General features: G+C 70.2%; 23 protein-coding genes and 1 pseudogene. 10 read left to right on the forward strand and 14 right to left on the reverse strand.

The window, feature by feature from the left end:
- Positions 1 to 163: 163 nt before the first annotated feature.
- Entirely contained in the window at positions 164 to 1,621 is a 1,458-nt protein-coding gene (locus ACWD26_RS31600; protein ID WP_451275378.1) for a hypothetical protein, read from the reverse strand.
- Positions 1,622 to 1,884: 263 nt separating this feature from the next.
- Here ACWD26_RS31600 and ACWD26_RS31605 point away from each other — a divergent pair, with 263 nt between their 5' ends.
- Together ACWD26_RS31605 and ACWD26_RS31610 are read left to right on the forward strand one after the other, a co-directional pair.
- A complete protein-coding gene (locus ACWD26_RS31605; RefSeq protein WP_451275379.1) occupies positions 1,885 to 2,421 on the forward strand; it encodes a GbsR/MarR family transcriptional regulator in 537 nt (178 codons plus the stop codon).
- Between the two features lie 19 nt (positions 2,422 to 2,440).
- A pseudogene (locus ACWD26_RS31610) lies at positions 2,441 to 3,115 on the forward strand (class I SAM-dependent methyltransferase); the annotation flags it as partial.
- A 65-nt stretch (positions 3,116 to 3,180) separates the two neighbouring features.
- Here the strand turns inward: ACWD26_RS31610 and ACWD26_RS31615 are convergent.
- From ACWD26_RS31615 to ACWD26_RS31625, 3 genes are all read right to left on the reverse strand, one after another.
- Entirely contained in the window at positions 3,181 to 3,399 is a 219-nt protein-coding gene (locus ACWD26_RS31615; RefSeq protein ID WP_451275380.1) for a hypothetical protein, read from the reverse strand.
- A 112-nt stretch (positions 3,400 to 3,511) separates the two neighbouring features.
- Positions 3,512 to 4,828 carry a Na+/H+ antiporter NhaA gene (gene nhaA, locus ACWD26_RS31620; RefSeq protein ID WP_451275381.1) on the reverse strand — a complete coding sequence of 439 codons (1,317 nt, stop codon included), beginning with the start codon at positions 4,826 to 4,828 and terminating at the stop codon, positions 3,512 to 3,514.
- A 177-nt stretch (positions 4,829 to 5,005) separates the two neighbouring features.
- The gene (locus tag ACWD26_RS31625) at positions 5,006 to 6,076 is read right to left on the reverse strand and encodes a PucR family transcriptional regulator (protein WP_451275382.1); all 1,071 of its coding nucleotides are present in this window, start codon (positions 6,074 to 6,076) and stop codon (positions 5,006 to 5,008) included.
- Between the two features lie 227 nt (positions 6,077 to 6,303).
- On the opposite strand from ACWD26_RS31625, the gene ACWD26_RS31630 reads away from it, so the two are divergent.
- The 4 genes from ACWD26_RS31630 to ACWD26_RS31645 all read left to right on the forward strand — a co-directional run bounded on the left by ACWD26_RS31630 (position 6,304) and on the right by ACWD26_RS31645 (position 9,524).
- Positions 6,304 to 6,699, forward strand: coding sequence for an STAS domain-containing protein (locus tag ACWD26_RS31630; protein WP_451275383.1), 396 nt, complete (start codon positions 6,304 to 6,306; stop codon positions 6,697 to 6,699).
- 173 nt (positions 6,700 to 6,872) lie between these two features.
- The gene (locus tag ACWD26_RS31635; RefSeq protein WP_451275384.1) at positions 6,873 to 8,105 is read left to right on the forward strand and encodes a cation:proton antiporter; all 1,233 of its coding nucleotides are present in this window, start codon (positions 6,873 to 6,875) and stop codon (positions 8,103 to 8,105) included.
- Between the two features lie 97 nt (positions 8,106 to 8,202).
- Positions 8,203 to 8,616: a GNAT family N-acetyltransferase gene (locus ACWD26_RS31640; protein WP_451275385.1), complete on the forward strand. Its 414-nt coding sequence runs from the start codon at positions 8,203 to 8,205 to the stop codon at positions 8,614 to 8,616.
- 326 nt (positions 8,617 to 8,942) lie between these two features.
- Entirely contained in the window at positions 8,943 to 9,524 is a 582-nt protein-coding gene (locus ACWD26_RS31645; protein WP_451275386.1) for an Rv1733c family protein, read from the forward strand.
- A gap of 56 nt (positions 9,525 to 9,580) precedes the next feature.
- Here ACWD26_RS31645 and ACWD26_RS31650 read toward each other — a convergent pair whose 3' ends face one another.
- The 7 genes from ACWD26_RS31650 to ACWD26_RS31680 form a co-directional block, all read right to left on the reverse strand.
- The gene (locus ACWD26_RS31650; RefSeq protein WP_451275387.1) at positions 9,581 to 9,934 is read right to left on the reverse strand and encodes a hypothetical protein; all 354 of its coding nucleotides are present in this window, start codon (positions 9,932 to 9,934) and stop codon (positions 9,581 to 9,583) included.
- Between the two features lie 148 nt (positions 9,935 to 10,082).
- Entirely contained in the window at positions 10,083 to 11,516 is a 1,434-nt protein-coding gene (locus tag ACWD26_RS31655) for a flotillin family protein (protein ID WP_451275388.1), read from the reverse strand.
- A 115-nt stretch (positions 11,517 to 11,631) separates the two neighbouring features.
- Positions 11,632 to 12,147 (reverse strand): hypothetical protein, encoded by a 516-nt coding sequence (locus ACWD26_RS31660; protein ID WP_451275389.1) that lies wholly within the window; start codon positions 12,145 to 12,147, stop codon positions 11,632 to 11,634.
- Positions 12,148 to 13,242: 1,095 nt separating this feature from the next.
- Positions 13,243 to 14,547, reverse strand: coding sequence for a cation:proton antiporter (locus ACWD26_RS31665; RefSeq protein WP_451275390.1), 1,305 nt, complete (start codon positions 14,545 to 14,547; stop codon positions 13,243 to 13,245).
- A 246-nt stretch (positions 14,548 to 14,793) separates the two neighbouring features.
- Positions 14,794 to 14,997 carry a CBS domain-containing protein gene (locus tag ACWD26_RS31670; protein ID WP_451275391.1) on the reverse strand — a complete coding sequence of 68 codons (204 nt, stop codon included), beginning with the start codon at positions 14,995 to 14,997 and terminating at the stop codon, positions 14,794 to 14,796.
- Entirely contained in the window at positions 14,990 to 15,481 is a 492-nt protein-coding gene (locus tag ACWD26_RS31675) for a site-2 protease family protein (protein WP_451275392.1), read from the reverse strand. Before ACWD26_RS31675 ends, ACWD26_RS31670 begins: the two co-directional genes overlap by 8 nt.
- Entirely contained in the window at positions 15,372 to 15,920 is a 549-nt protein-coding gene (locus tag ACWD26_RS31680) for a hypothetical protein (RefSeq protein ID WP_451275500.1), read from the reverse strand. Before ACWD26_RS31680 ends, ACWD26_RS31675 begins: the two co-directional genes overlap by 110 nt.
- 363 nt (positions 15,921 to 16,283) lie before the next feature.
- On the opposite strand from ACWD26_RS31680, the gene ACWD26_RS31685 reads away from it, so the two are divergent.
- From ACWD26_RS31685 to ACWD26_RS31700, 4 genes are all read left to right on the forward strand, one after another.
- A complete protein-coding gene (locus ACWD26_RS31685) occupies positions 16,284 to 16,625 on the forward strand; it encodes a hypothetical protein (RefSeq protein ID WP_451275393.1) in 342 nt (113 codons plus the stop codon).
- 5 nt (positions 16,626 to 16,630) lie between these two features.
- The gene (locus ACWD26_RS31690; RefSeq protein WP_451275394.1) at positions 16,631 to 17,092 is read left to right on the forward strand and encodes a hypothetical protein; all 462 of its coding nucleotides are present in this window, start codon (positions 16,631 to 16,633) and stop codon (positions 17,090 to 17,092) included.
- A gap of 137 nt (positions 17,093 to 17,229) precedes the next feature.
- Positions 17,230 to 17,457 carry a hypothetical protein gene (locus tag ACWD26_RS31695; RefSeq protein WP_451275395.1) on the forward strand — a complete coding sequence of 76 codons (228 nt, stop codon included), beginning with the start codon at positions 17,230 to 17,232 and terminating at the stop codon, positions 17,455 to 17,457.
- A 98-nt stretch (positions 17,458 to 17,555) separates the two neighbouring features.
- Positions 17,556 to 17,771: a hypothetical protein gene (locus ACWD26_RS31700; protein ID WP_451275396.1), complete on the forward strand. Its 216-nt coding sequence runs from the start codon at positions 17,556 to 17,558 to the stop codon at positions 17,769 to 17,771.
- Between the two features lie 18 nt (positions 17,772 to 17,789).
- On the opposite strand, the gene ACWD26_RS31705 is transcribed toward ACWD26_RS31700, so the two are convergent.
- The 3 genes from ACWD26_RS31705 to ACWD26_RS31715 all read right to left on the reverse strand — a co-directional run bounded on the left by ACWD26_RS31705 (position 17,790) and on the right by ACWD26_RS31715 (position 23,289).
- The gene (locus ACWD26_RS31705; protein ID WP_451275397.1) at positions 17,790 to 18,023 is read right to left on the reverse strand and encodes a hypothetical protein; all 234 of its coding nucleotides are present in this window, start codon (positions 18,021 to 18,023) and stop codon (positions 17,790 to 17,792) included.
- Positions 18,024 to 18,033: 10 nt separating this feature from the next.
- On the reverse strand, positions 18,034 to 18,291 hold the full coding sequence (locus ACWD26_RS31710; RefSeq protein WP_451275398.1) for a hypothetical protein: 258 nt from the start codon (positions 18,289 to 18,291) through the stop codon (positions 18,034 to 18,036).
- Between the two features lie 102 nt (positions 18,292 to 18,393).
- The gene (locus tag ACWD26_RS31715; RefSeq protein ID WP_451275399.1) at positions 18,394 to 23,289 is read right to left on the reverse strand and encodes a DNA repair ATPase; all 4,896 of its coding nucleotides are present in this window, start codon (positions 23,287 to 23,289) and stop codon (positions 18,394 to 18,396) included.
- Positions 23,290 to 23,292 lie beyond the last annotated feature (3 nt).

A 23,292-nucleotide genomic window follows, 5' to 3' on the forward strand; every position in this document is an offset into this window, starting at 1 on the left:
CCAGGAGTATGGGCTATCCCTTTTGTCTGCACATACAGTCAGAAATCAGGGTGCACAGCGTGCGGTGCCGTGCGTGCCGTTCAGGTGCGCGGACACCGTCTGGTCCCCAACTGGTCCCCACCGGGCATGTCCGTGACGCGCGCGCCCAAGGGCCGCCGCCACGTCAAGAGGCTGACTCGCCAGGGCCCGTCACGGCGTGAGACCTGGCGGCCTTGCGCCTGAGCTCGCGGATGATGTCCTGCCATTGCCAGGAATCACTGCTGCACCACTGTTCCTCATCGACCGGCTGCCAGGCCGCCAGCTCCTCCAGTCGGGTGATCACCATGGAGGTGTCGGTGTCGGAAATTCCGCTCCTGCCATCGAGTCGCCATTTGATGTCATGCAATCGGTGAGCCGCACGGTAGTAGGACAGCTGGGAGTCAGTGAGTCTGCGTATGGCGTAGCCACCACACTTGCTGCACCAGTCGAAGTCGGTGCGAGCCATGAGATCCGCGACGGTGAGGAGCTCGTCGCCGGCCACAACCGCTCGTTCACGGGCGTGCCGGCACAGCGGCGAGTGGCCCTTGCCCTCGATCAGAGGGTTGGCGTTGGTGGTGTAGAGCTGGACTGCGGCCAAGGGACCCAAAGGAAGGCCGCTGCCACTTCGCCACCGGTCGCTGCCGGGCTGCCGGAAAGGCACGAGGTCGAGGCGGTCCTCCGTGAGCAGGCCGCGCCATACCGCCACCGGCAGCCCGCCAGGCCCCTCGGCATCCAGGCTCCGCAGGTCGCGCGCGCCGCGCGCCAGGGCAAGCAGGCGAAGATTCAGATCCCGATCTTCGGTGCCGTAGGTCTGGCGGAGGGTCCGGCGTCCGCCCTCGGCAAGACCCAGACCTTCACCGAAATGCGGATCGTGGACGCCCTGGCCGCGACCGGGCAGCTGAGCATCACTCCCCTCGGGCTCGGGACTGGTTTCCGGCTCCTCCGGGCCGATCACGCTTCCGGGCAGGTCGCGGGCGCCTGCGATGAGGACGCCCAGCCACCCCTTGGCCAGCCGCCTCTCGATGGTGTCGAGAGGCAGCACTTCCGCTCCCCCGCTCGCCGAGAAGACGAGGTGCAGCTGGTCGGCACCGGGTGTCAGCGTGCGCAGCGCACGGATGTGATCGAGTGTGACGGGGCGCCGGTCGAAGACCGGGGTGTCATCGAAGATGCCTGGACGAACGATGCCCGGCTGACTTCCAGGACCACGGTCGCGCTCGGGCAGATCCGCCGTCCCAACGACTGGGCTGCACGGAAGGCCGCTCGCCGGGCCGAGCAGCCGTTCGGCGACGAGATCGGGGACTTCCAATGTGAGGACGCCGCTCCCCCAGTCGGCATCAACGGTCCACGTGACCAGCACACCGAGCGTCCACGTATCCAGCCCGTCCAGGAAATCCCGGACATCATGACGTGGCGTGCCTTCGGACGCTTCCGGCACATGCGCCGTCAGTCGACATCTCGGAGCCCGGTCCGCCAACGTCGCTGCCGCCCTGGCCTGTTCCTCCCAGGACTCAATCAGGCGCGCGGCCTCGGCTCGGGCCGCATCGTAACCCTTCCGACTGCTGCGGATGCCTCGCACGATCTCGTACGAGAGGTATGCACGCACCCCGGCCCTTCCCAGAGTCGCCCTGCCGCGCTCTGCCACCGCCGCCACAGGTCCACGAGTGCCCCTGACACCCGGCTGTTGCCGCCGAGCACCACGAAGACCGGGTCCGCCCGCGGAAGCTCGGGCATGGGGAGAGTCATCGCGGCAGCAGCTACGACAAGCTCCTCCGGATCTACGAACCGGGCTGCCTGGGCCCGAAGTGTCTCCAGGTACCGCGCCTTGGCCGTCAGCGACGGCTTCGCCCACTCCTCCAGCCAGGAAAAGTGAGCGAGGACGAAGCTTCTCGGGCCAGTCGTACGCCCCCAGGGTGCGGGAGTTGGTCCACTCCAGCAGGCAGCCAGGGCAGGCGACTGCGCGAGGCGGCGGAGCGGCTCGCGCTCACCCTGGCCCAGGGCGGGATGCAGAAGACCACCGCGCGCGTGATGACCGCGCTCCTCTTCAGCCGCCAGGAGACCATGACAGCCAACGACCTGTGCGACGAGCTGCAGATCAGCTCCGGTGCGGTGTCGGGCGCGGTCAAGCAACTCCTCCCCATCGGCATGATCGAGCGGGTCCCGGCGCCCGGCAGCCGGCGGGACCACTACCGCTTCCGCGAACACGCCTGGGCGAGGCTGATGAGCAACCAGAACGCCACGCTCGCCGTCATGGGCGACGCCGCCACCGAGGGCATCAAGGCCGCAGGCGAGGACAGCGTCGCCGGGCGGCGCCTGCACGAGATGAGGGACTTCTACGCCTTCTTACAGCGCGAGATGGCCACCCTCATCGACCGGTGGCGGGAACAGTACGACGCGGAGCGCTGACCACCCCTCTTTCCGAACCCTTGGTCTTTGGGCGAGCGTCCTGTCCCGCAAACGGTATGCCGACGACAAGGTCTCCGAAGCGGTACAGGCAGAGATCGAGCAGTTCGTGTTCCTCGGCGCGGGCCTGGACACCCGGGCCTACCGTCTGGTGCCGTCGGCGGGCGCGCGGGCGTCCGAAATCGACCTGCCCGCCAACATCGCCCACAAGCGGCGGCGGCTGGAGGCGATCTTCGGTCGGGTTCCTGACCACGTGGTTCTGGTCCCGGTCGACTTCCAGACCGATGACCTCGCCGACTTGCTGCACGCCCATGGCCTCGATCAGGGGATTCCGACGATGTTCGTCTGGGAGGCCGTGACGCAGTACCTGACGGAGGACAGCGTGCGCAGGACGCTCGCATTCCTGGCCAAGGCCGCCCTCGGCAGTCGGTTGATCTTCACGTACGTCCCCAAGGACTTCCTCGACGGAATCGACTTCTACGGCGCCGAGCGGGCCCACCAGGACTTCGTCGTGAAGCATGCAGTGTGGCACTTCGGTCTCGCCCCCGAGGACGCCCGGAGTCTGCTTCAGGAGTACGGCTGGGCCGAGCGGGAGCAGGTTGGCAGCCGGGAGTACCTCGCGCGCTATGTCCGGCCGACCAGGCGTGACCTGCCCGTCTCCGAGATCGAGCGGTTCGTCTACGGCGAGAAGGCGTGAGACGGCTCTTGGCCGTGGCCGACGTGGCCGCGACGGGAGTGCCACGGCCAGTCGGCAAGGGGCACTCACAGACTGCTGCGGCGGCTGTCCCGGCGGATCCGATACAGGCCATGTTGGCCATGCAGGCTGAGTACGACCATCGCGCCTGCGCTCATCGGCCACCAAAGCGAGGCCCCATGTCTGGTCAGCTCTACGCCCTTCAACAGCAGAGCAGTCGAGACCAGCAAAGCGAGCCACCCCATCGCGATGTCGACCGCACCGCCTCGCTTGAACGGCTCCCGCACCTTCGGCTCCCTTGTCCAGGTCCAGCAGCTCATGCCGTCAGAGTGTCGGCGAGTGTAGCGGCGACCCCACTGGAGTGATCACCCAAGCACAGGCTGAGTAGCAGGCACCGTTTCAGCTCGCGCCCTCGACACCATCGCGGCCGGAAGCGGTGCGCTGGTAGATGTCGGGGATGCCGTCGGCATCATCGTCCCGGGTCTCGGCCTCCCACAGGCGGCGGTAGATCCCGTTGCGGCGCTTGACCAGCAGCGCCGCGACGGCCGCGGCGAGCAGCGAGCCGAGCAGGACGGCGGCCTTGATGTACTCGACGTCGGCCGGGTCGGTGAAGGCGAGTTCACCGATCAGCAGGGCAACGGTGAAGCCGATGCCGGCCAGCACCGCGAGGGCGAACACGTCCGCCCAGGCCAGGTCCGGATTGAGGCGGGCCCGGGTGAACCGGGCGGCCAGGTAGGTGCCGGCGAAGATCCCCACCGTCTTTCCCACGACCAGACCCAACACCACGCCCAGTGGCTCCGGGCGGGTGAAGACCTCGCCCACGGCCTCGGTCGACACACTCACCCCAGCGGCGAACAGCGCGAACAACGGCACCGCCACGCCGGCCGACACCGGCCGCAGCAGATGCTCGGTCCGCTCCCCGGGGGAGGCGTCCTCGCCCTCGCCCCGTGCGGTCCGCAGGATCAGGCCCATGGCAACACCGGCGACCGTGGCGTGCACGCCGCCGTTGTACATCAGCGCCCAGATCACCACGCCCAGCGGCACGTACCACCACCAGCCACGCACCCGGAACCGCTGCAACAGATAAAACACGACCAGACCGGCCACGGCCCCGGCCAGCGCGGCCGGGTTCAGGTCGCTGGTGAAGAAGAGAGCTATCACCAGGATCGCGCCGAGATCGTCGACCACCGCCAACGTCAGCAGGAAGGCCCGCAGGGCGGACGGCAGGTGGGTGGAGAGCACCGCGAGGACGGCGAGCGCGAAGGCGATGTCCGTGGCCATCGGCACCGCCCAGCCCTGACCGCTGCCCCCGCCGATCCCTGTGGTGGCCAGGTAGACGCCGGCGGGAACCGCCATGCCGCACAGGGCGGCAACCACGGGCAGGGCCGCCGTGGCCGGGGTCCGCAGTTCACCGACGACCAGCTCGCGTTTCAGCTCGATCCCGGCGACCAGGAAGAAGATGGTCAGCAGCCCGTCCGACGTCCAGTGCCCCACCGACAGGTCCAGGCCGAGCGCGGGCATCCCGAAGTGGAAGTCACGGATCTCCTCGTACGTGCCGCTCCACGGAGTGTTCGCCCACACCAGCGCCACCACGGCCGCCGCCAGCAGCACCAGCCCGCCGACCGTCTCCGTGCGCAGGGCGCGGGCCACCTGCATCCGCTCCGGCCAGGGCAGCAGGCCGAGGAACACAGAACGCTCACGCTGACCATCAGCCATCCGGGAGGCCCTCCACAGCATCGGATTTCGGGCACACGTGCCCCTTCGACGCCGACCAGACTTCCCGGCACACCCCGCGTCCCTTGACGCGTTCTTTACACACTATCCGCGGCCACCGCAGGTATGCGGATCGGGTGCCTCCGGACGCCGTACATCACCGTGATCGTCATCACGGCATCACTCGGGTTTCGTCGGCCAGTCCAGCAGCCGGGCTCCGATCACCGCGGTCTGCAGGGTGTAGCGGTGGACGGGGTCGGAGGGGTCCGCACCGGTGAGCTTGTGGATGCGCTCCAGCCGGTAGGTGAAGGCGCGCACGCTCAGCGACAGCCGCCGCGCCGCCTCCGCAGACACACAGCCGGAATCGAAATAGGCGGTGAGGGTGTCCAGCAACGGCTGGGCCCCGCCGCGGGCTCCGCGCAGCGGACCGAGGGCGCTTTCCACCAGGTCGGCCATGGCCTGCCGGTCGCGGGTGAGGACCGGGTAGACGAGAAGGTCGGCCGCGTGCAGCACGGGCTCGTCCAGTTCGAGGCGCTCGCCCAGGTCGAGGGCGTTCAGGGCCTCTTCGTAGGACTGGACGACGCCGGCGGCGCCGGGTTGCGGGCGGCCGATTCCCACCTGGCCGCCGCCGGTGGCGGCGAACGCCTGCTTGGCGAAGTGAGTGAGTACGTCGCTCTGGCCGCCCGGGGCGATGCACACCAGTCGGCCGTCCTTGGTGGTGAGCAGGATGCTGCGGTCTCCGAACCGGCCGATCAGCGCGTGCTCCACCTCTCGCAGAACCGTGTCCCCCTCCTCGTACGCGACCGTGCCGCGTGCCACGGCGACCGCGTGCTCGTACGACAGCCGCAGCCCGTACCGTTCCGCGCGCTGGGCCAGCCGTCCCAGGTCGCTGCGGCCGTACAGCAGGTCGTCGATGAACTCACGGCGAGCGGCTTCCTCCTGGCGTACGGCGAGCCGCTGCGCCCGCTCATAGCCTTCAGCGAAGGCGTCGACGGCCTGCGCCACGGCGCCCAGCACGTCGTCCGCTGAAACGCCGTCCCCGGTCGGCCAGTGCGCCCGGGTGGCGGTCATGTGAGCGCCGACCAGGGCCCGCAGTCCGAGGCCCGCCTCCGCGGCCTGCTCACCCAACGCGCGGCGCGAATCCAGTTCACTCCGGGTCAGCCGACGCCCGGTCGCCGAGGCGTCCGCGAGGATGTCGGCATATCCCTCCAGGTACTCGTCGTACTCCCCGGACGCGTCCCGCCCCGCCATGTGAGTACCCCCGATGTCGATGCCTTGTTGACGCCTTTCTAGCGCATGCCCGCAGGAGCGGCTCCGTACAGGTCGGCTCGTTGCCGGTCTCCGGCAGTTGTCGAAGGCGCTGGCATGCCGACTGTCGGCAAGGCATCACTGCCGCACCGAGGGCCGGGACTCCGCCGACCAGGGCAGGGACGCGCGCAACGGGCGCGCGACGGTCACCACCCGTACGCTGCCCCCAGGTGTGCCGGGAAGCCTGGTCGGCGGATATGTCCGCCTGCCTGGAGGCTCTGATGCACCTCTTCCGCTTCCGCCACCGCCCAACGGCCGGTCCCGGACCGCGTGCCGGTCATGAGGTTGTCAGGCTGCACGGCGACCTTGACGCCCGCAGCGCGGGACGGACGGGCCTGCGCCTGTTGCGGCTGATCGAAGCAGGACCGGATGTCCTGGAGGTGGACCTGGCGGAGCTTCGGCACCTCAGCCCAGCCGGATGCGCGGCGCTCTTCACCGCACTGCGAGCCGCGCGGGCACGCGGAACGCGGCTGATCATCACCCATCCCAGCCACCAGGCTCGGGCGGTCATGCGGCAGATCGGCCTGACCTACGCGTTGACACACGGGCAGGCGGAAACCGAGTGAGGCGCGTCCCGCTCGGCGCTCCATGCCGCACCGCGGCAATGTCGGACGGCCCAGAGTGCACGACAAGGGCCTGTCAGTGCGGCGTAAGGAACGTGTAGGGTTCCCCGCGGTGTGCCGGGAAGTCTGGTCGGCGGTTCAGGGAGAACTCTCTTCGCCGATCGGGGGTCGCGAGCATGGTGCTCGTCATGGTTTTCGGGGTGGCACTGCTCATCGCGGTGCTGCTGTCAGGTCTGGCCGCCCGGACTGTTCTGTCGACATCGCTGCTGTTCCTGGTAGGCGGGGCGCTCGTCAGTGACGGCTTTCTGGGTCTGATCCACATCACGCCGGACAGCGAGATCGTGTCCGTGACGGCCGATCTGGCGCTGTTCGCGGTGCTGTTCACCGACGGCATGCACGTCTCCTTCCCCAAGCTGCGCGAGAACTGGCGCAACCCGGCCCGCGCGCTCGGCCTCGGAATGCCCCTGGCGTTCGCCGGCATGGCACTGATCACGCACTACCTCGTGGGCCTGGACTGGACGACCTCCTTCCTCGTCGGCGCGGTGCTCGCGCCCACCGACCCGGTGTTCGCCTCCGCGATCGTCGGCCGCAAGGAAGTCCCGGCGAAACTGCGGCAGTTGCTGAACGTGGAGAGCGGCATCAACGACGGCCTCGCCCTGCCCGTCGTCCTCATCCTGATCGCCGCGGCCGGACCGACCTCCGGGCACGCCGAGGCATCCCTGGGCAAGATCGCCCTGGAGCTGGTCCTCGGGCTGGTCTTCGGCATCGTCCTGCCCTACATCGTCATCGAGCTCGTACGGTTCAGGCTGCTGGGCGCCGAGCCCAAGCTGCAGCCGCTGCTGCCGCTGGCGATCGGTGTGACCCTGTACGCGGTCTGCCACCTCACGCACGCCAACCCCTACCTCGCCGCGTTCTCCGCCGGCGCCGTGCTCACCGCCCGGTCCCTGGAGGCGAAGGAGGCATTCGAACCACTCGGCGAGGCGCTCGCTGAGCTGGCCAAGTTCGCGGCCCTGCTGGTGTTCGGCGCGCTGCTGACACCATCGCTCTTCGGGGACCTGTCCTTCGGCGGATACGTCGCCGTGATCCTCGCCATCGTGCTGATCCGCCCGGCATCCCTGCTGCTCTCCCTGCTCGGCACCCGCTTCACCCGCCAGGAAAAGCTGGTCGCGGCCTGGTTCGGCCCGAAGGGCTTCGCGTCCGTGGTCTACGGGCTGCTCGTGCTGCAGGCCGGTATCCCGCAAGGCCAGGAAGCGTTCACCCTCATCGCCGTCTGCATCGCCTTCTCGATCATCGCGCACAGCTCCACCGACGTCCCGATCGCCCGCCTCTTCGATGTCGACGACCTCGCCGGAATCCCCGCCGGACGCAAGGGCGACGACCAGCAGCCCGAGACCCACGTGGTGGCCTGAAGGAGCGGGGATACGTGGCCCGGAGCCGTCGGGAGCAGGACGCCGGAGCTTGGCCGAACCCGCTCACCGGGAAGAGACAGCAGGAGGGCCACCCGCGATGACCGGGTTCTCGGACGACGGCTCCCCTGACGGTCGACCGTTACGACTGAGCCGCGTCGCCGCCATAGCTGCGAGCGGTCCGGTCGAGTTGGTCCTGACCGGCCCGTGCGGCCGTGTCATCGGCCGACTCCGTTTCCGAACCTGCCGGACGTGCCGCACCGGGCGCATCCTGAACCTCTGGATCTGCGACGCGTGGCAACGCCAAGGGCTGGGGCGAGAGCTCGTGTGTTTCGTGTTGGATCAGTGTCGCGACTACCGGTGGAACACCACCGTGCAGAGCCGCCCCGGGCGGGCGTTCTTCGCGGCGATGACCCGGGAAACCGCCGTGAGCCTGCGCCACGGCAGCCCGTTGTGCCCCCATCTGATGGGCCGGTTCCGCCGGACCTGGCGCCGCCTGCTGCACGCCTGCTGACGGCTTCGCTCCGCACGGCCGGTCCTACCGGCCCGTACCGGATCGCCCTACGCTGTCCGACCGGCCGACATCCGTGCTTGCTCACCAGGAGCTGCGGCCAGGGCGTAGGCGAATTTTTGACAGAAACCGGCATTCGGACGGTGGGGAACACTGCCGGGTTCCGGCAGTGCGGCCACCACGGCTGTGCGCGCAAGCTAAGTGTGGGGAGCCTGGGCGGCGGTCCCGGTGCCCTGCATCGTCTTGGCCTGCTGCACTGGGACCAGGCCGTTTCTCCCCTGCAGCAGGCTGGAAGCGAGCTGCCGGTACTCACGAAGGGGTGTCGGCCGATGGCAACGGCACCGTGTGCCAGGATTCGATGCTGGCGGTGGCGGCGAAACCCGCTACGGCGGCTCAGCGACGTCATCGAAGCCTGGATCATCCTCGCTGGATGGGTGTTGGCCCTGGCGGGCGGCCTGTACGCGGGGCTGGCAGCGGCGGACGCGATCGAGCGGTCCGCCGACCGGCAGCGGACGGAGCGCCGCGCGGTGTCGGCCGTACTCGTGGAAGACGCCAAGGGCAAGGTGCCCGCCAGGGCAGCCGGCGATCCCCGGGTGTGGGCGACGGTCCGCTGGACCGCGCCGGACGGTTCGTCACGTACTGGTGAGGCCAGGGTGTCGGCCACGAGTCCTGCCGGCGACCGGGTCACGGTCTGGATCGACAAGAGCGGTCACCTCACCGCCCCTCCCCTGACCGACGGGCAGGCGCGATCCCATGCGGCCGCCGGAGGGTTGCTGGTCGCCACAGGGGCGGGTGGCATCGCCCTGGCCGCTGTCTCCGTCGCACGCTTCCACTTGAATCAGCGGCGTATGCAGCAGTGGGCCGTGGACTGGGAGCGGATCGACACACGGTGGGGGAGGAAAGCCGGCTGACCAGATCAGTCAGCCAGTGATAGCGAGCGGGGCACCGGGTTCGGCCCGGCCAATCATCACAACCGCCCGCTGATGCCTTCAGCCTGGTCGACCACCTGTGCTCGCACGGCCCGCCGGTAGAACCACTCTCCCAGCTGCGATCCGGCCACCAGACCTCCTGCGAACATGAGGAGTCCGCCCTGCACCACGGAAGCGAGAAAACTGGCGTCCGCGGAGTCCAGGTCGCTCCACCGCAGCAACGGGCCCGTCAGCCCGCCGAGCCAGAGCACCAGCAGCGCGACTCCCCGGACGCGGATACTCCACGGGCTCGTACGACGCCGGACCCACTTCGGCGCCCAGCCCCGCAACGAGGCTATGGCCAGGGGCAGCGCGAATGCCGACCAGCCGATGAGCCAGAACCACAGGAACACAACTCACACCTCTCTTACGGAAAGCCGACCAGCGGCGGAAGAACGTGCACAGTCACCTCGGTGCGGCGCGGCACGTCAGGAGCGCCTTTTCGCACAAGCCCGGGCGGTGCCAGACCGCCCGGGCTCGCGCCTCCGGCTGATGTCGGCGTCAGCCGGTGATCTCGACCTTCCCGTTGGCCTCAGCGGGCCCCGTCGGCGCGGGCTGCGCACCGCCGACCCTGCCGGTGATGCCCTTCAGCAGCTCGGCGAGGTCGACTCCGGTGGTGGAACCGAGCAGTTCGAGGCCCTGGGCCACGTTGTCGGCGACCGTACGGGACAACTGGCTGGCGCCGTCTGTGGAGATCACCGTCATCTTGTCGATCGCACTGAGCGGCTCGGACGCCTTGGCGACCACCTGCGGCAGCACCTCCACCAGCATCTGCAGCACGGCCGCGTCGCCGTACTGGGCAAAGGCGTCGGCCTTCTTCTGCATCGCGTCGGCCTCGGCAGCCCCCTTGGCACCGATGGCGGCGGCCTCCGCCTCACCCTCGATGCGTACTGCCGCGGCGAGCGCGGCGCGCTGCGCCTTCTCGCCCTCACCGGTCAGCCTGGACCGCTCGGCGGTCGCCTCGGCCTCCTTGACCAGCGCGATGCGGCGGGCCTCGGCCTCCTGCTCGGCCTGGTAGCGGGCGGCGTCGGCGGGCTTGCGGACCTTGGTGTCCAGCTCACGGTCGGTCAACGCGGCCTGGCGTTCGGCGACCTTCTCCTGCTCGCTGAGCACCTCCTGCTGACGGGCAGCCTCGGCCAGCGGGCCGGCAGCGGCCGCACGGGCTGCGGCCTCGTCGGTCTCGGCCTTGATCTCGGCCTGCTTCAGCGCAAAAGTCCGCTGGGCGATGGCTATTTCCTCTTCGGCCTTCAGCCGGGCCTGCTCGGCGGCACGCCGGGCGACGGCCTCGGCGATGTCGGCCTCCTGCTTGGCACGCGCGGCCTCCGGACGGCCGAGGTCCTCCAGATAGGAGCCCTCAGTGGTGATGTCCTGGATCTGGAAGGCGTCCAGCACCAGTCCCTGCCCGGACAGGCTCGCCTCAGCCTCCTCGGCGACCTGCCCGGCGAACACGGCGCGGTCGCGGATGATGTCCTCCACCGACATCCGGCCGACGATGGCCCGCAGGGCACCGGAGAGCACCTCCTGGGTGAAGCCGACGATTCCGTCCTGCTGCATCAGGAACCGCTGCGCGGCGGCGCGGATCGAGTCCTCGGTGCCACCGACCTTGACGATGGCGACACCCTCCAGGTGCGCCTTCACGCCTCGCAACGTGACCGCGCCCCGGACCGCGACCGGGATGTGCCGGGACGACAGGTCGAGGGTGAACTTCTGCTGCACGAACGGCACGACGAACACGCCGCCGCCGACCACGACCTTCTGACCGCTGTTGTCGGTGAACACCCGCCCGGTCTCCGGGTCGGTGGCCTGCTTGCCGCGCCGCCCAGTGACGATGAACGCCTCGCTGGGGCCCGCCACCTTATAGCGGGTGACCACGACGAGGCCGAGCAGGACAAGGAGTACGACGACTCCTATCACGGCGATGACTACTGGACTCATGATGTCCTTCCCCTCAGCCCTCCCAGGGGACGGCAGATCGATATGGGTCATGTGGATGCAAGAGCGTCGATGTATCGGCTGTTGCGGCGCCCGATGTGCGGCGGGGTGTGGTGGGTCAGCGTTCGACCGGGCGGACGGAAACCGCCGTCTGCGACAGCGCCTCCTCCACCCAGATCTCGGCGCCTCGCGCCACCGGGGCCGGACTCTTGGCCGCGAGCTTCACCGGTTGCCCGGCCAGGTGCACCAGCACCTCGCCGTAGCCGTCGGCCGGAATGGCCGTCACCACCGAGCCCGCTGCGCCGATCAGGTCGTCGTCGCGCGGTGCGGCACCGGCCCGGTCGTTCAGCAGCGCGCGGCTGAGGCGGTACGCGAGCCAGCCCGTGGCGGCTCCGGCGGGCACGCCGACCGCGGTGGCGCCGAACGCGCCGAGCCCGGTGGTACCCATGACGATCGCGCCGGAGAAGCCGAGCATGGACACAAAACCGGCGATGACCGGGAGCGACAGCCAGCCGTCGAAGAAGCCGTCCAGCGCATCGACGCCGTCGAAGAGGCCCTCAAGGACACCGTCGAAAACGAGGGACAAGACGAGGAGTACGACTCCTGCTATGCCGAGACCCAGAAACCAGGTCATCTGCATTCACCGCCTCTCCCCACCTGCCACCGTGCCGGTGACCGCATGCTCACATATAGACGGTGCCAAAACACTGCCTGGTTCCGGCAATCTTTACGCTCCCTTGATGCCGGTCTCTGCACAGCTTCCGTGCACCGCGCACTTGACCCGGCCACGCCGGACAGCGCATGGAGAAGGTCTGCGGTGTGGCAGGGCCGACCGGTTTCTACGGTGTGGCGGGATCGGCCGGCCGGGGATGGCGGCCGCGGAGCTACCGGGGCCGACCGGTCAGTCGCGCTACGCCCGCAGCCGCCAGGCACATCGCCCCGGTCAGAAGAACGGGTAGGCCGGGGCCTGGCAGCACCCACATCGCCGCGCCGACGAGGGTGAGCAGCACACCGGCAACCGTAAGCGAACGCAACGCTGCCTGCCCTTTGCCAGATCTGGTCATGGTCGACTCCAAGAAACGTTGAACCCGATGCCGACCAGACTTCCCGGCTCACCTGCGGCGCAGTGTAGCCACCGGTCGGTGATCGCGGCGAGGTGTCGTACACCGAACCACCGGCCTGTGCCGAACGCCGCTTCTCGCCCACCCTGTGCGACCTGCCGCGCTCCACGCCGTTCCGGCGGCTCGTTCGCCCGCGCTGCTCACTGCCCGGAGATCCCTGCACGTCGTCATCATGGTTCGATCGACAGGCCCCACCGGTCGCGGGCACCATGGCCCGGACCCGACGGCCTGGCGGGTCCGAAGCGCGTTCGGCATTGGCGGGCGGCAGGTGGGGCCCCGTCAGGTTCGGGCCTCATGCCCCGCAGCCTGCCGCGGTGCTTCTGCTCGTCGCCCTGTGCCAGACGTTCAATCGCCCACCGTCCCAGGCAAGACGGCACCCCCGTGGCCGCCGGCCGACGGCCACGAGCCGGCCAGTAGCCACCCGCGGAGGAGACGGCGCCGGTGCCGTCATCGAATTACGACGGCACCGGCCGACGCTGCTCGGTACGGTCACCGCCGCCCACCTCACGCACCACTTCTACCGAACCCGAAGAGCATCACGCGCAGGGGCACGGTCCAGTAGATGCACAGCGGCGCTCCCAGAGTGCGTCCCATCCTTGCCGAGCTACTCATCGCCGACCGCGCCCGGTGCCGCCCGCTCCGCCCGTTCCCTCCTGCCGCGGGGGCCGGGCAGTCCGCGACCGGTCGAGCCGGGCCACCACCGGCCCCGCTGTGACACCGTGCAGCACGACCGAAGCCAGTACGGTGAATGTCACCACCGCCCACAGTTCCCGTTCCGGCACCGGGAAGTCGTGTTGTCCCAGCGCGTAGGCGAGGTAGTACAACGAACCGATGCCTCGAATGCCGTAGGCCGCGACCACCCAGCGCTCTTGTCCCAGCGGGCGGCCCCCGAGCAGCCCTGCCCACCCGGACAGCGGCCGGATCACTACCAGCAGTACCAGCGCGGTGACGGCACCCTGCCAGGTCAAAGAGGCGAGGCCGCCCAGCGCGGTGAAGGCCCCGAGCAAAAACAGCATCGCTGCGGTCAACAGGCGCTCGATCTGCTCCACGAAGTCGTGCAGGACGTTGTGGAATCCGTGAGCACGCTCGGCCGCCCGGATCGCGCACGCGGTGGTGAACACGGCGAGGAAGCCGTAGCCCCCCAGCAGCTCGGTCACCCCGTACGACAGGAACGTGGCGCCCAGCGCGACGAAACCCTCGCGGTGTTCGGACAGCCGCAGAACGGGCGATCGGGTCTGGAAGAACAGCCAGCCCAGCAGCCGGCCGACCAGCAACCCACACAGCACACCGACCGTGCACTTGAACGCGACGTCCTCCACCACCCACGCGCCGACCCAGGCGGCTGACCAGCCGCTGCCCGCGGCAGCAGCCAGCGCCACAGCCGCGTACGTCAGCGGGAAGGCGAGCCCGTCGTTGAGGCCCGCCTCACTGGTGAGGGCGAACCGCACCTCGTCCTCATCATGGGGGTCCTCGGTGGGCTCCCCCACCCGCACCTCCGAGGCGAGCACCGGATCGGTCGGCGCCAGCACCGCGGCCAGCAGCAGCGCGGCGGCCGGCGGCCAGTCCAGCAGCCACCACGCCACGAGAGCGGTGACCACGACGGTCAACGGCATCGTGACGCCCAGCAACCGCCACGTCGTGGCCCAGCGACGTCGGCCGACGGGGCGGTTGAGCGCCAGTCCTGCGCCCATCAGCGCGATGATCACGCAGATCTCAGTGACGTGCTCCGCCAGCAGCCGGTCATCCACCGGATCGATCACAGGCAGCGGCAGGGGCAGCAGGTACACGCCGATGCCGGCCACCAGGAACACCAGCGGCAGCGACAACGGCCGTCCGGCCACCACCCGGGGCAGCACCGCCGCCAGCAGCGCTCCCACACCCACCCACGCGAACACCGCATCGGCGATCGTCACTACGTTGCGCCTTCCTTCCGCCTTGTCACCGAACGAACCCGCGCGCATCGCACGGAACTGCGGCCAGCTTCGCTCCTGATCCCACGCCTGCAGGAGGCCGACGCGACACCGGCGCCGTCCCGCGTACCCAACTCAGCAGCACAGCGCTACGGAACGGATCACGCATACATAACGCTGCATTTCAGGCGCCCGGCTACCGGGGCGCCGCCCCTGGCCGTCTGCCCCGGCGCCGACGTGGCCCGGCGATCACTGGCTCTCCGGCCTGCGGAGTCCGTGGCGCTGGACGATCCGGGAAATGTCCCGCGCGGTGATGATCCCGACCACGTGCGGGCCGTCGGTGACAAGGATGGGCAGGCCGCTGCTTGGGCGGAGCTTGTCGAGCACGTCCTGCAGAAGGTCGTCCGGCGCACAGGTCGTGCACCGCTGCAGCGGGACCGCCACGTCACGCACGCGCAGTGTCTGCCGCTGCTCGCCGAGGATCCGAGCGAGCCGGGGAAGCTGCAGGAGGCCGCTGGGGCGTCCTTCGAAGTCGGTCAGGACGAGGGTCGAGTGGTGGGTCCGCAGGGCCACGTCTTCGACGCAGCGCTCCACGGTGAACCATTCCGGGCAGGTCTCCACGGGACTGGACATGGCGTCGGCCGCTCTCACTCCGCGCAGGGCCGGGGCCAGCCGTGCGCGGAGTGAGTTCGGCGCCGGCGACGACCACGAGGAAGAAGCCGATGACCGCCAGCCACAGACCGCCGAAGACGCCACGGAGAACGGAGATCCATCCCAGAGCGATCAGCAGGATGCCGAGGACCTGCCCGCCGCGTGCGGCTGTCCCTTCAGCCCGGTCGCGGTCTCCCGTACGCCACCACACCAGTGCCTGCACCACCCGCCCTCCGTCGAGCGGCGCGGCCGGCAGCAGGTTGAACACGGCCAGGACGCCGTTCACCCATCCGAGCCACACCAGGACGGCCGCGGGTACCGCCCAGCCGGATGCCGCGTCCAGCCCGATGCCCGCGCCGAACGCCGCCGCACCGACGACCAGGCTGCGGCCCGCTCACAGCCACCAGGAAGACTGCGCGTGCGGCGCCCGGCCTGCCCATCTCGGTCATCCCGCCCAGCGCCCAGAGCGTGATGCTCTGGACCTCGATGCCCTTCCTCCGGGCCGTGATGGCGTGGGCGGCCTCGTGGGCCAGCAGGCTCCCCAGAAGCAGCAGGGCGCCGGCCAGGCCGGCGACCGTGTAGACGCCGTTCGACTGTTCCGGGACCGTGGCGGGGAGCGTCCGGCTGCCCAGGCTGTACCCGAAGAGCATCACCAGCAGGGGCACGGTCCAGTGGATGCGCAGCGGTACCCCGAGGACTCGTCCCATCCGTACCGAGCCGTTCATCACGATCTCCTGCGGACTGAAGCCGACGGTCCGTGCCCGAGCCGACAGGCCGGGGCGTCCACGGGACGGGGCCGGCAGGGCGTCCCCCCACTGACAGTCTCGCTCACTGGGAGTGGCTGTCGGAGGCACGGCTTTCCCTGGCACGGGCACGTCACCTTTCGGGATCGGGCAGGGCCCAAGGCCGCGGCTCTCCCCATCGGCGCTCGGAGCGGCGCCGGGAGGGGTGCATATGTGTCTCATGCTGCCGAGCTCCGGCAATGATCCCTGCGCGGACCGTGCCGTGACCCCGCCTACCCGCTGTGGGATGCACTGTGGCTCACTGTGCCCAACCGCGAGTCTGCGCGAAAACGGAAAGGAGGCCCGGTGACCAGGAACAGGAGAGCGGACGCGCGGCGGCGCCGGCACACATGGTGGACCCGGGCCCTGGGACTGGCCGTGGCTCCACTGGCGGCCGCGGCAGGCGTGGCAGGCGTCGTCGCCCTGGCCACGGTGCCGGACGCAGTGGACGAAGTACGAGCCTTTCGCTCCGCCCGGCCGTGCACCCTCCTGATGTCTCCCCCGGCCGACTGCCTGCACACCTACCCAGCGACGGTGCGGGGGACGGTCATCGAGAACGAGGGCCGGAGCCAGCTGTATCTGCTCGAGCTCGACGGCCGCCACCCGGTCCCCGCAGAACTCGACATGGACGACGAGGACCCGCGCTGAAGCAGTTGCGAAAGGGCGACCACGTCACGGTCACCGTCTGGCGCGACTACACGACCGCGGTCACCATGAACGGAGTCACCCAGGAGTCCAGCGACACCCCGGAGGGTCTGCCCGAAATCCAGACCGTCCTCGCGCTCGACTTGCTGGTGGCGGGAGGCTTCGGCGGCTACGCGGGAGTCACGGCGATACGCCGCGCACGGCAGCGATCACTGCTCGGATCGGTGGCCCTGTGGGGGCGACGGACCGTGGGCGCCGTGCTCGCCTCTCTGCCAGCGGGCATCATCGGCTACGAAACGGGAACCGGCCCCGTGGGTGTGATGCTGCTGTGGCTGATGCTGCTGCCCGTGGTCTGGCTCATCGTCGAGCGTCAGGTCAGGCACAAGCCCGGTCGGCACAGCCGCAGACCCGCACCGAGCAGGACCGCCGACACCGGCACCTGGCTCCGCTACATCCAGGGACGCCCCTGACAGCACAGCACCGTCCACCGCGGCCGATGCCGGGCGGGCGCTCACTGGCCGATGGCGCCCTGCGTCATGACCGCTACCAGCACAAGCACCGGTCTTCTTCCGGATACCGGTGAACCGCACGGGGGAGGAGAACCGCCATGCCACGCAAGCCGGTTCGGGCTGCGATCGGGGACTTCTGGATCACCTGTCAGGTCTGCCGCGGTGATCTGTTCCGGGAGCGGCACGTGATGCTCAACAGCGTCGGCATGGAGTTCTTGAAGTTGGCGTGGGCGGACGAGACGGCGAGGGGGCTCATCTGTTGGCAGTGCGGGTACGTGCATCTTTTCGTGAACAAGGACATCAAGCTTTACCGCGCCGACAAGTAACGATGACCGAGCACCGGCTCCCGGGCCTGGTGTGCTCGACGAGCGGAGGCGGGGCGGGCCGAGGGCGATCCTGCCTGCCTGCCTCCGATACGACGGAAGTGTCGGCCCCCGCGCGCGTGGTCGAGGATCCTGCTCTCGAGGCCGTCGTCGACGAGAAGCACGCCGACCGGCTCTGCGAGGCGTCGGCGGACCGCCTCGTCGGGGACCGCTTGTCCAGCAAGGCGGAACCGCCCCCAATCGCCGCTCCCGACGACATCGCGCTGGAGGTCGTCGCCGCGCTGCACGAGCAACTGGGCGCGGCGAGCCCCGCTTGACGCGCCGGGCGGGTGCGGTCAGCCGATCCCGCCCAGCTCCGCCAGCGCCGCGACGTACCCGCAGATGCCCAGCCCCAGGCCGAGGAAGGCGAGCACGGTGTGCACGGCGGACTGCCCGGGCCGGTCGCCGTCGAGATGGGCGCGCGCCGCTCGACTCACCTTTGGGGGCGGCAGGCTCCCGTCTCCCGGGCGCTGTTCCAACGCCCTGCGCAGCGCGTGCTTTCCGGCGTCGGTGGTGATGCCGAGCCACACACCGTCAGCGTCACGGACGAGGAGAGTCCGGTAGACGGACCCGTACGAGAAGGACGTCAGCAGCCGAAACACGGGTGAGACGGGCCAGGTCGACGGAGCGCATGCCGGTCAGCGTCCGTGCGGTGATCCTGCGCATCGAGTGCCGGGCCGGCGTGGACTCCTCGACCAGCACTCCGTACAGCACGAAGGCGAGCGTGCCGGTCACCAGCCCGAGGAGCGCGCCCGCCTCGCGTGCCCCGGGCAGGGCGCCGACGGTGAAGGGCAGCACGAGCAGCGCCCCGAGCAGGCAGACGCCGTGCGCGCCCGACGGCGGACCCTGCCCGCGTCGGGCAGCTCCGCAGGCAGGGGCGCCGGGCGAGGGCGCGCCATCTCACACCTCCCCAGGGGCGGCGGCCGGGCGGGCCGCGTGCCGGGCGGCCGGGTTGGCCACCAGGTACCGCGGGTCGGCGGCGCGGTTGATCGCCGTCTCCACGGCCGCGACGCGGTCAGCGAGCAGCCCCAGGGCGGCGATGGCTCGGGTGAGGGGGTCGTTGTCCGGGCCGCCCAGGGTCTGGGCGCGCACGTACGCCGCCTTCAGCTCGGTCCGGCGCGCAAGCTGTTCGGGCGACAGCGTGCCACGTAGCTCGCCCAGTTTGAGCAGGTTGGCCTCGGCGCCGGTGGTCAGGGTCTGGGCCTCGGCCCGGTAGTGGTCGTCGATCAGTGCTGCCAGCTCGGTGTCGTTCATGACCGGCCGGATGCGCTGGGCGATCTTGTTCATGTTGCGGTACGAGCCCTGGAGCTGGAAGGGCGGCTCGGTGCGGGTGGCCTCGGACTGGGCCGCCGAGGCGATATAGGCGGCGTTCACCGCCAGAACCGTCTCGCGGGCCGCGAGCAGGTGTCGCAGGACGGCCAGGATCCGCTCCAGCTCAGCAGGATCGTACGGGTGGGCGAGCTGGTCGGCACGGGCCGTCGAGTCGCCCTCCGCGAGACGGATCAGCAGATCGAGGTCGGCGCGGTCACGGCCGGTGAGGGGCGCCAGGACCGGGCTGGCGGTCAGCGCGTTCTCGATGAAGCTGAGCGCGAAGGCGTCCTGCTTGCCGGTCAGGACGTCGCCCAGGTTCCAGACGTCGGCGCGGTTGGCGAGCATGTCGGGGACGCGGAAGCGGCTGCCGGACTCGGTGTAGGGGTTGCCGGCCATGCAGACCGCGAAGCGCTTGCCGCGCAGGTCGTACGTGCGTGGCTTCCCGTCCCCTACGCCCTCGATGCGGCGCGTGGCGTCGCACAGTGGGATGAACTTCTGCAGCAGTTCGGGGGAACTGTGCTGGATGTCGTCCAGATACAGGAGGGTGTTGTTACCCGCCTCCAGAGCGAAGTTGATCTTCTCGACCTCCTGGCGGGCGGTCACGTTGGGAGCCTCGGCCGGGTCGAGCGAGGTCACCGCATGGCCGAGCGCGGGGCCGTTGACCTTCACCAGGACGAGGCCGAGGCGGTCGGCGACGTACTCCATGAGCGTCGTCTTGCCGTAGCCGGGCGGGGAGATGAGCAGCAGCAGACCGCCGGTGTCGGTGCGCTTGGACTCGCCTGTGGTGCCCAGCTGCTTGGCGAGGCTGTCGCCGACCAGGGGGAGGTACACCTCGTCGATCAGCTTGCTGCGCACGAACGCGGACATCACCGCAGGCCGGTACTCATCCAGGCGGAGGCGGGTGCGCTCGGCGCCTACCAGTGCCGTACGACGGCGCTGGTAGGCGCGGTGAGCGGGGACGTCACGGGTGCGGAACTCCCTCGTGCGGGCCAGCAGTTCGTCGATGCGGACGGTGAGGGTGCCGCCGCTGACGCGCGGGTGGGTGCCGAGCAGCCCCTCGACGGTCTCGGTCAGCGGCGCGTCGGACTCGTAGCGGGGCAGGTCCGGGCAGAGCTCGGCGGCCACCGCCTCGGCCAGGTCGCCGGGAGTGATCTCCGTGCCGGTCGCGGTGGCGTACGACGTCAGCCACGCCTCGACCAGCTGTCTGCGGGCGCCCGAGTCGGCGAGGACGGCAAGGTCGTCGTCATATGCCGAAGTGCCGGTCGTGCGGCGGAACTTGTCGAGCAGCGTGCGGGTGCCGGCGCTGATGACGAAGCCGTCGGGGCCGCTGGTCAGCTCCTCGAAGAGGTAGGTGGCCGCCGCTTCTGTGCCGATCGCCTCCGCCAGTTCGGCCACGAGGTCGGCGATCGCCGGCGTGAGCCCGAACGTGTCCCGGGCACGGGCCAGCGATACCGCACGGCGGGTCCAGCTCTCGCGCTCCTCGGCCGTCGTGCCGTGCGCCCAGAACAGCTGGGCGGCGGCGCGGGCGGCAGGCTGGTGGCGGAGCGGGCCGGCGCCCTCGTGCAGGCGCAGGAGTGGGGCGAGGATGAGGGTCGCGTCGTGGTCGTGGACGCCGCGCTGGTAGCCCTCGTCGTACGCGGCCTCTGCCGCCTGTCGGACGAGGGTGGGCAGGTCGGCTTCTGCGAGCGCCGCCGGGCCGTGTTCGTCCAGCAGCCGGGCGGCGAGGTGCTCCGCGCGGTAGACCTCGGGCGACTCGGACGGCAGGGGGCGGTCCCAGTAGGGGCGGGTGGCGGCGAAGTCTGGGTCCGCGACCGGCGAGCGGTAGTCGGTGCCGGTGATCGCGAAGGCGAGGGTGTCACCGTGCGGGACCAGGGTGAGGTCGAGGGGTTGGGTGTTGACAGCGAAGTGGTGGGTGCCCAGGCGGAGGGTGCGGCCGTCGTCGGCGTACAGGTCGGTGCGGTCACGCAGGGCGCGCAACGCCTCTTGGCGGGCGGTCTTCAGGCGGCCGTCCAGTTCCTCCGCCTTGACCTGGTCGCCGAGTTCGCGCAGCTCGGCGGCGATGCGGCGGACTTTGGCGGTCGTCGGGTCGGAGGTGAAGTACGTGGCGATGGCGTCCGCGTCAAGGAGCGTGACGGCGCGGCGGGTGACCGTCTGCAGGACGCGGGTCGCGGAGTCGGCCAGGCGTTCGGCGCGGCGGGCGCGGGCATCGGCGAGGGTCTCTTTACGGGCGGAGAACGCCTCGTGGACCTCGTCGCGCTTGTCCGCCAGCTCGCCTAGGAAGTCGTCGAACTCTGCGAACCGGGACTCCAGGTTCTCCACCTGCACCAGCATGCGGGCGAGTTGCTCATCGCACGCCTCGGGGCTGTCGGCGGCCGCGAGCGCACCGATGACGGCCTGGCCGAGCAGCGCGAACTCGGCGGCGAACTCGGCCCGCCCCTCCCGGTCGAGGAGCGCGCGGCGGCGGCCGTCGAGGGTGGCGCGGGCGCGGTTGGCGCCACCGAAGACCTCGGAGATCCGCTCCAGGATGGAGGTGCGGACGGTGGCGTCGCCGATGTCGAGTCCGGCGACGACCTCGGTCACCGTGCGCAGTCCGTCGGCGAGTTGGTCGAGGCGGGCGGCGACGGGCGCGGCCTCGGCGACGGTAGTGATCGCCGCGGCGTCGGCGACGAGCTGGTCAATGTCGGCCTCGTGGCCGGCGAAGGCGTCCTCGCGGGCGAGGTGGGCGACGGCCCGCTGACCGAAGGAGGCGAGGTCGGCCTCGGCGTCGGCGGCGAGGTGGTCGATGCGGGCAGTGTCCGCGTACCGCATGTCCTTGAGGGTGAGCAGGTGGCCCTGGGCGTGCCGCAGTTCGGTCAGGCCGGTCACCCAGGCGGCGGCGCTGCGCGGGGCTTCGCCGCGCAGGCGGCGTACGACTCCGGCGACGCGGGTGGCGGCTTCGGCGAGCACGTCGGCGGCCTGCCGGGTGAGCGCCTGTACGGTCTCGAACTCGGCCAGCACCTGCTCGGCGGTGGCCCGGACCTGCGTGAGCGGCGTGTGCAAGTCTCCGAGTTCGGGCTCGCTCAGCCAGTGGTAGGAGTCGGTGGCCCGCACGCACGCGGCGGCCAGTGCCTCGTAGACCCCGCTCGTCGGGGTCGTCTCGGTGACAGCGCGCGTGATGGACAGGCAGTCGGAGATGCCCCGTACGAGGTCGGCGTTGCCGACGCGAGCGAGCGGGCCGGTGCCGACGGGCTGGGCGGCGGCATGGGTGTCGGAGACGTACGGGGAGTTCCAGAGCTGGAGCAGATGGACACGCTGCGGTTCATCGCTGTCGGCACGCAGCACCATCAAAGTGCCGTCGTCGAACAGCGCCCAGCCGTGGCAGGACAGCGGTGTGGCGACCTCCTTGCGGATCATGTTGTACGGCAGCAACAGGCTGCGGCCCTCCACGCGCGCGTGGAAGGCGAACAGCACGTCCTCGCCGTTCGGCGAACGGACCGCGCGCTCGAACTCCAGGTCCGCCATGTCCGAGGAGGCGGCGATGCCGTCGAAGGTCTTGTACGTCCCGGTGGCGAGGCAGTAGCCGCCGGGGAAGACGATCCCCTGGTCCTCGGGCAGTGTCCGGCAGGCCCGGCCGATGCCGTCGAGGCGGACGACGCTCTTGGTGAGCGTGTTGAAGACCAGGTAGCGGTGGACGTCCTCCTTGTATGGCAGGACGTCCAGCAGGATAAGGGCGCCCACACGCGCGTACGCGATGTCCGCGTCGGCGAGGGACTGCAGCGGCTCGGCGACCGGCTCGGCGTAGATGCCCTCGCCTGTCTCGGTGTTGTCCTCGATCTTGACCGTGAGGGCGCCGCCGACGGTCTCTACGAAGACCTCGCCCTCGATGGAGACATGCGGGTGGCGGCCCAGAACGTGGTGCTCGCGGGTCGTCTGCGTCCAGGCGAAGTCGTGGGAGGGCGGGAAGACGTGGTCGCGCTCGCCACGCGCGTCCAGGAAGGATGCCCGTCCGTCGTCGGTCACCGCCCAGCGCAGGACACGGATGTCGCCGGCCTTCTCCCCTGTCTGGAAGACGGCGAGCAACTTGCCGTCGATGCGGCGGAGTTGCAGGAGGTGGGCCTGGCGGTAGTAGCGGTAGAGAGCGGCGAACTCGCGGACGAAGGCGGGGTCGTCGAGCAGGCCCGGCACGGCGTCCTCGGGCAACCGGTTCAGGTCCCGGTCGTACAGCACGAAGACATCGCTCACGGCCGTCTCCGCTTTGAGGCCGAGGAAGACGTTGTGGCCGAAGAGCAGTGTGCCGCCGACGGCGACGACGTCGCGCGGCACGCAGTTGTGCTCGGTACGCAGCCGCTCGGTGCTCGTCAGTTCCAGCAGGGTGGAACCGAACTCCTCGGTCCGGCGGGTGTTGAGCGCCTCGGCGCGGTGGGCGAGTTCCGCTGCCTGCGCGGTGAGCCGGTCGCGCAGCACCTCGTACGTGCCGGTGTCCAGACCGCTGGTCCCGGTGGTCATGGG

The sequence above is a fragment of the Streptomyces sp. NPDC002787 genome (assembly GCF_053592095.1).

Excerpts from the sequence above, each read along its gene's own strand:
- ACWD26_RS31680 (WP_451275500.1), bottom strand. The coding sequence starts at position 15,920 with ATGAACGGCTCGGTACGGATGGGACGAGTCCTCGGGGTACCGCTGCGC.
- ACWD26_RS31640 (WP_451275385.1), top strand. The coding sequence starts at position 8,203 with ATGACCGGGTTCTCGGACGACGGCTCCCCTGACGGTCGACCGTTACGA.
- nhaA (WP_451275381.1), bottom strand. The coding sequence starts at position 4,828 with ATGGCTGATGGTCAGCGTGAGCGTTCTGTGTTCCTCGGCCTGCTGCCC.
- ACWD26_RS31655 (WP_451275388.1), bottom strand. The coding sequence starts at position 11,516 with ATGAGTCCAGTAGTCATCGCCGTGATAGGAGTCGTCGTACTCCTTGTC.
- ACWD26_RS31645 (WP_451275386.1), top strand. The coding sequence starts at position 8,943 with ATGGCAACGGCACCGTGTGCCAGGATTCGATGCTGGCGGTGGCGGCGA.
- ACWD26_RS31715 (WP_451275399.1), bottom strand. The coding sequence starts at position 23,289 with ATGACCACCGGGACCAGCGGTCTGGACACCGGCACGTACGAGGTGCTG.
- ACWD26_RS31695 (WP_451275395.1), top strand. The coding sequence starts at position 17,230 with ATGCCACGCAAGCCGGTTCGGGCTGCGATCGGGGACTTCTGGATCACC.
- ACWD26_RS31635 (WP_451275384.1), top strand. The coding sequence starts at position 6,873 with ATGGTGCTCGTCATGGTTTTCGGGGTGGCACTGCTCATCGCGGTGCTG.
- ACWD26_RS31660 (WP_451275389.1), bottom strand. The coding sequence starts at position 12,147 with ATGACCTGGTTTCTGGGTCTCGGCATAGCAGGAGTCGTACTCCTCGTC.
- ACWD26_RS31625 (WP_451275382.1), bottom strand. The coding sequence starts at position 6,076 with ATGGCGGGGCGGGACGCGTCCGGGGAGTACGACGAGTACCTGGAGGGA.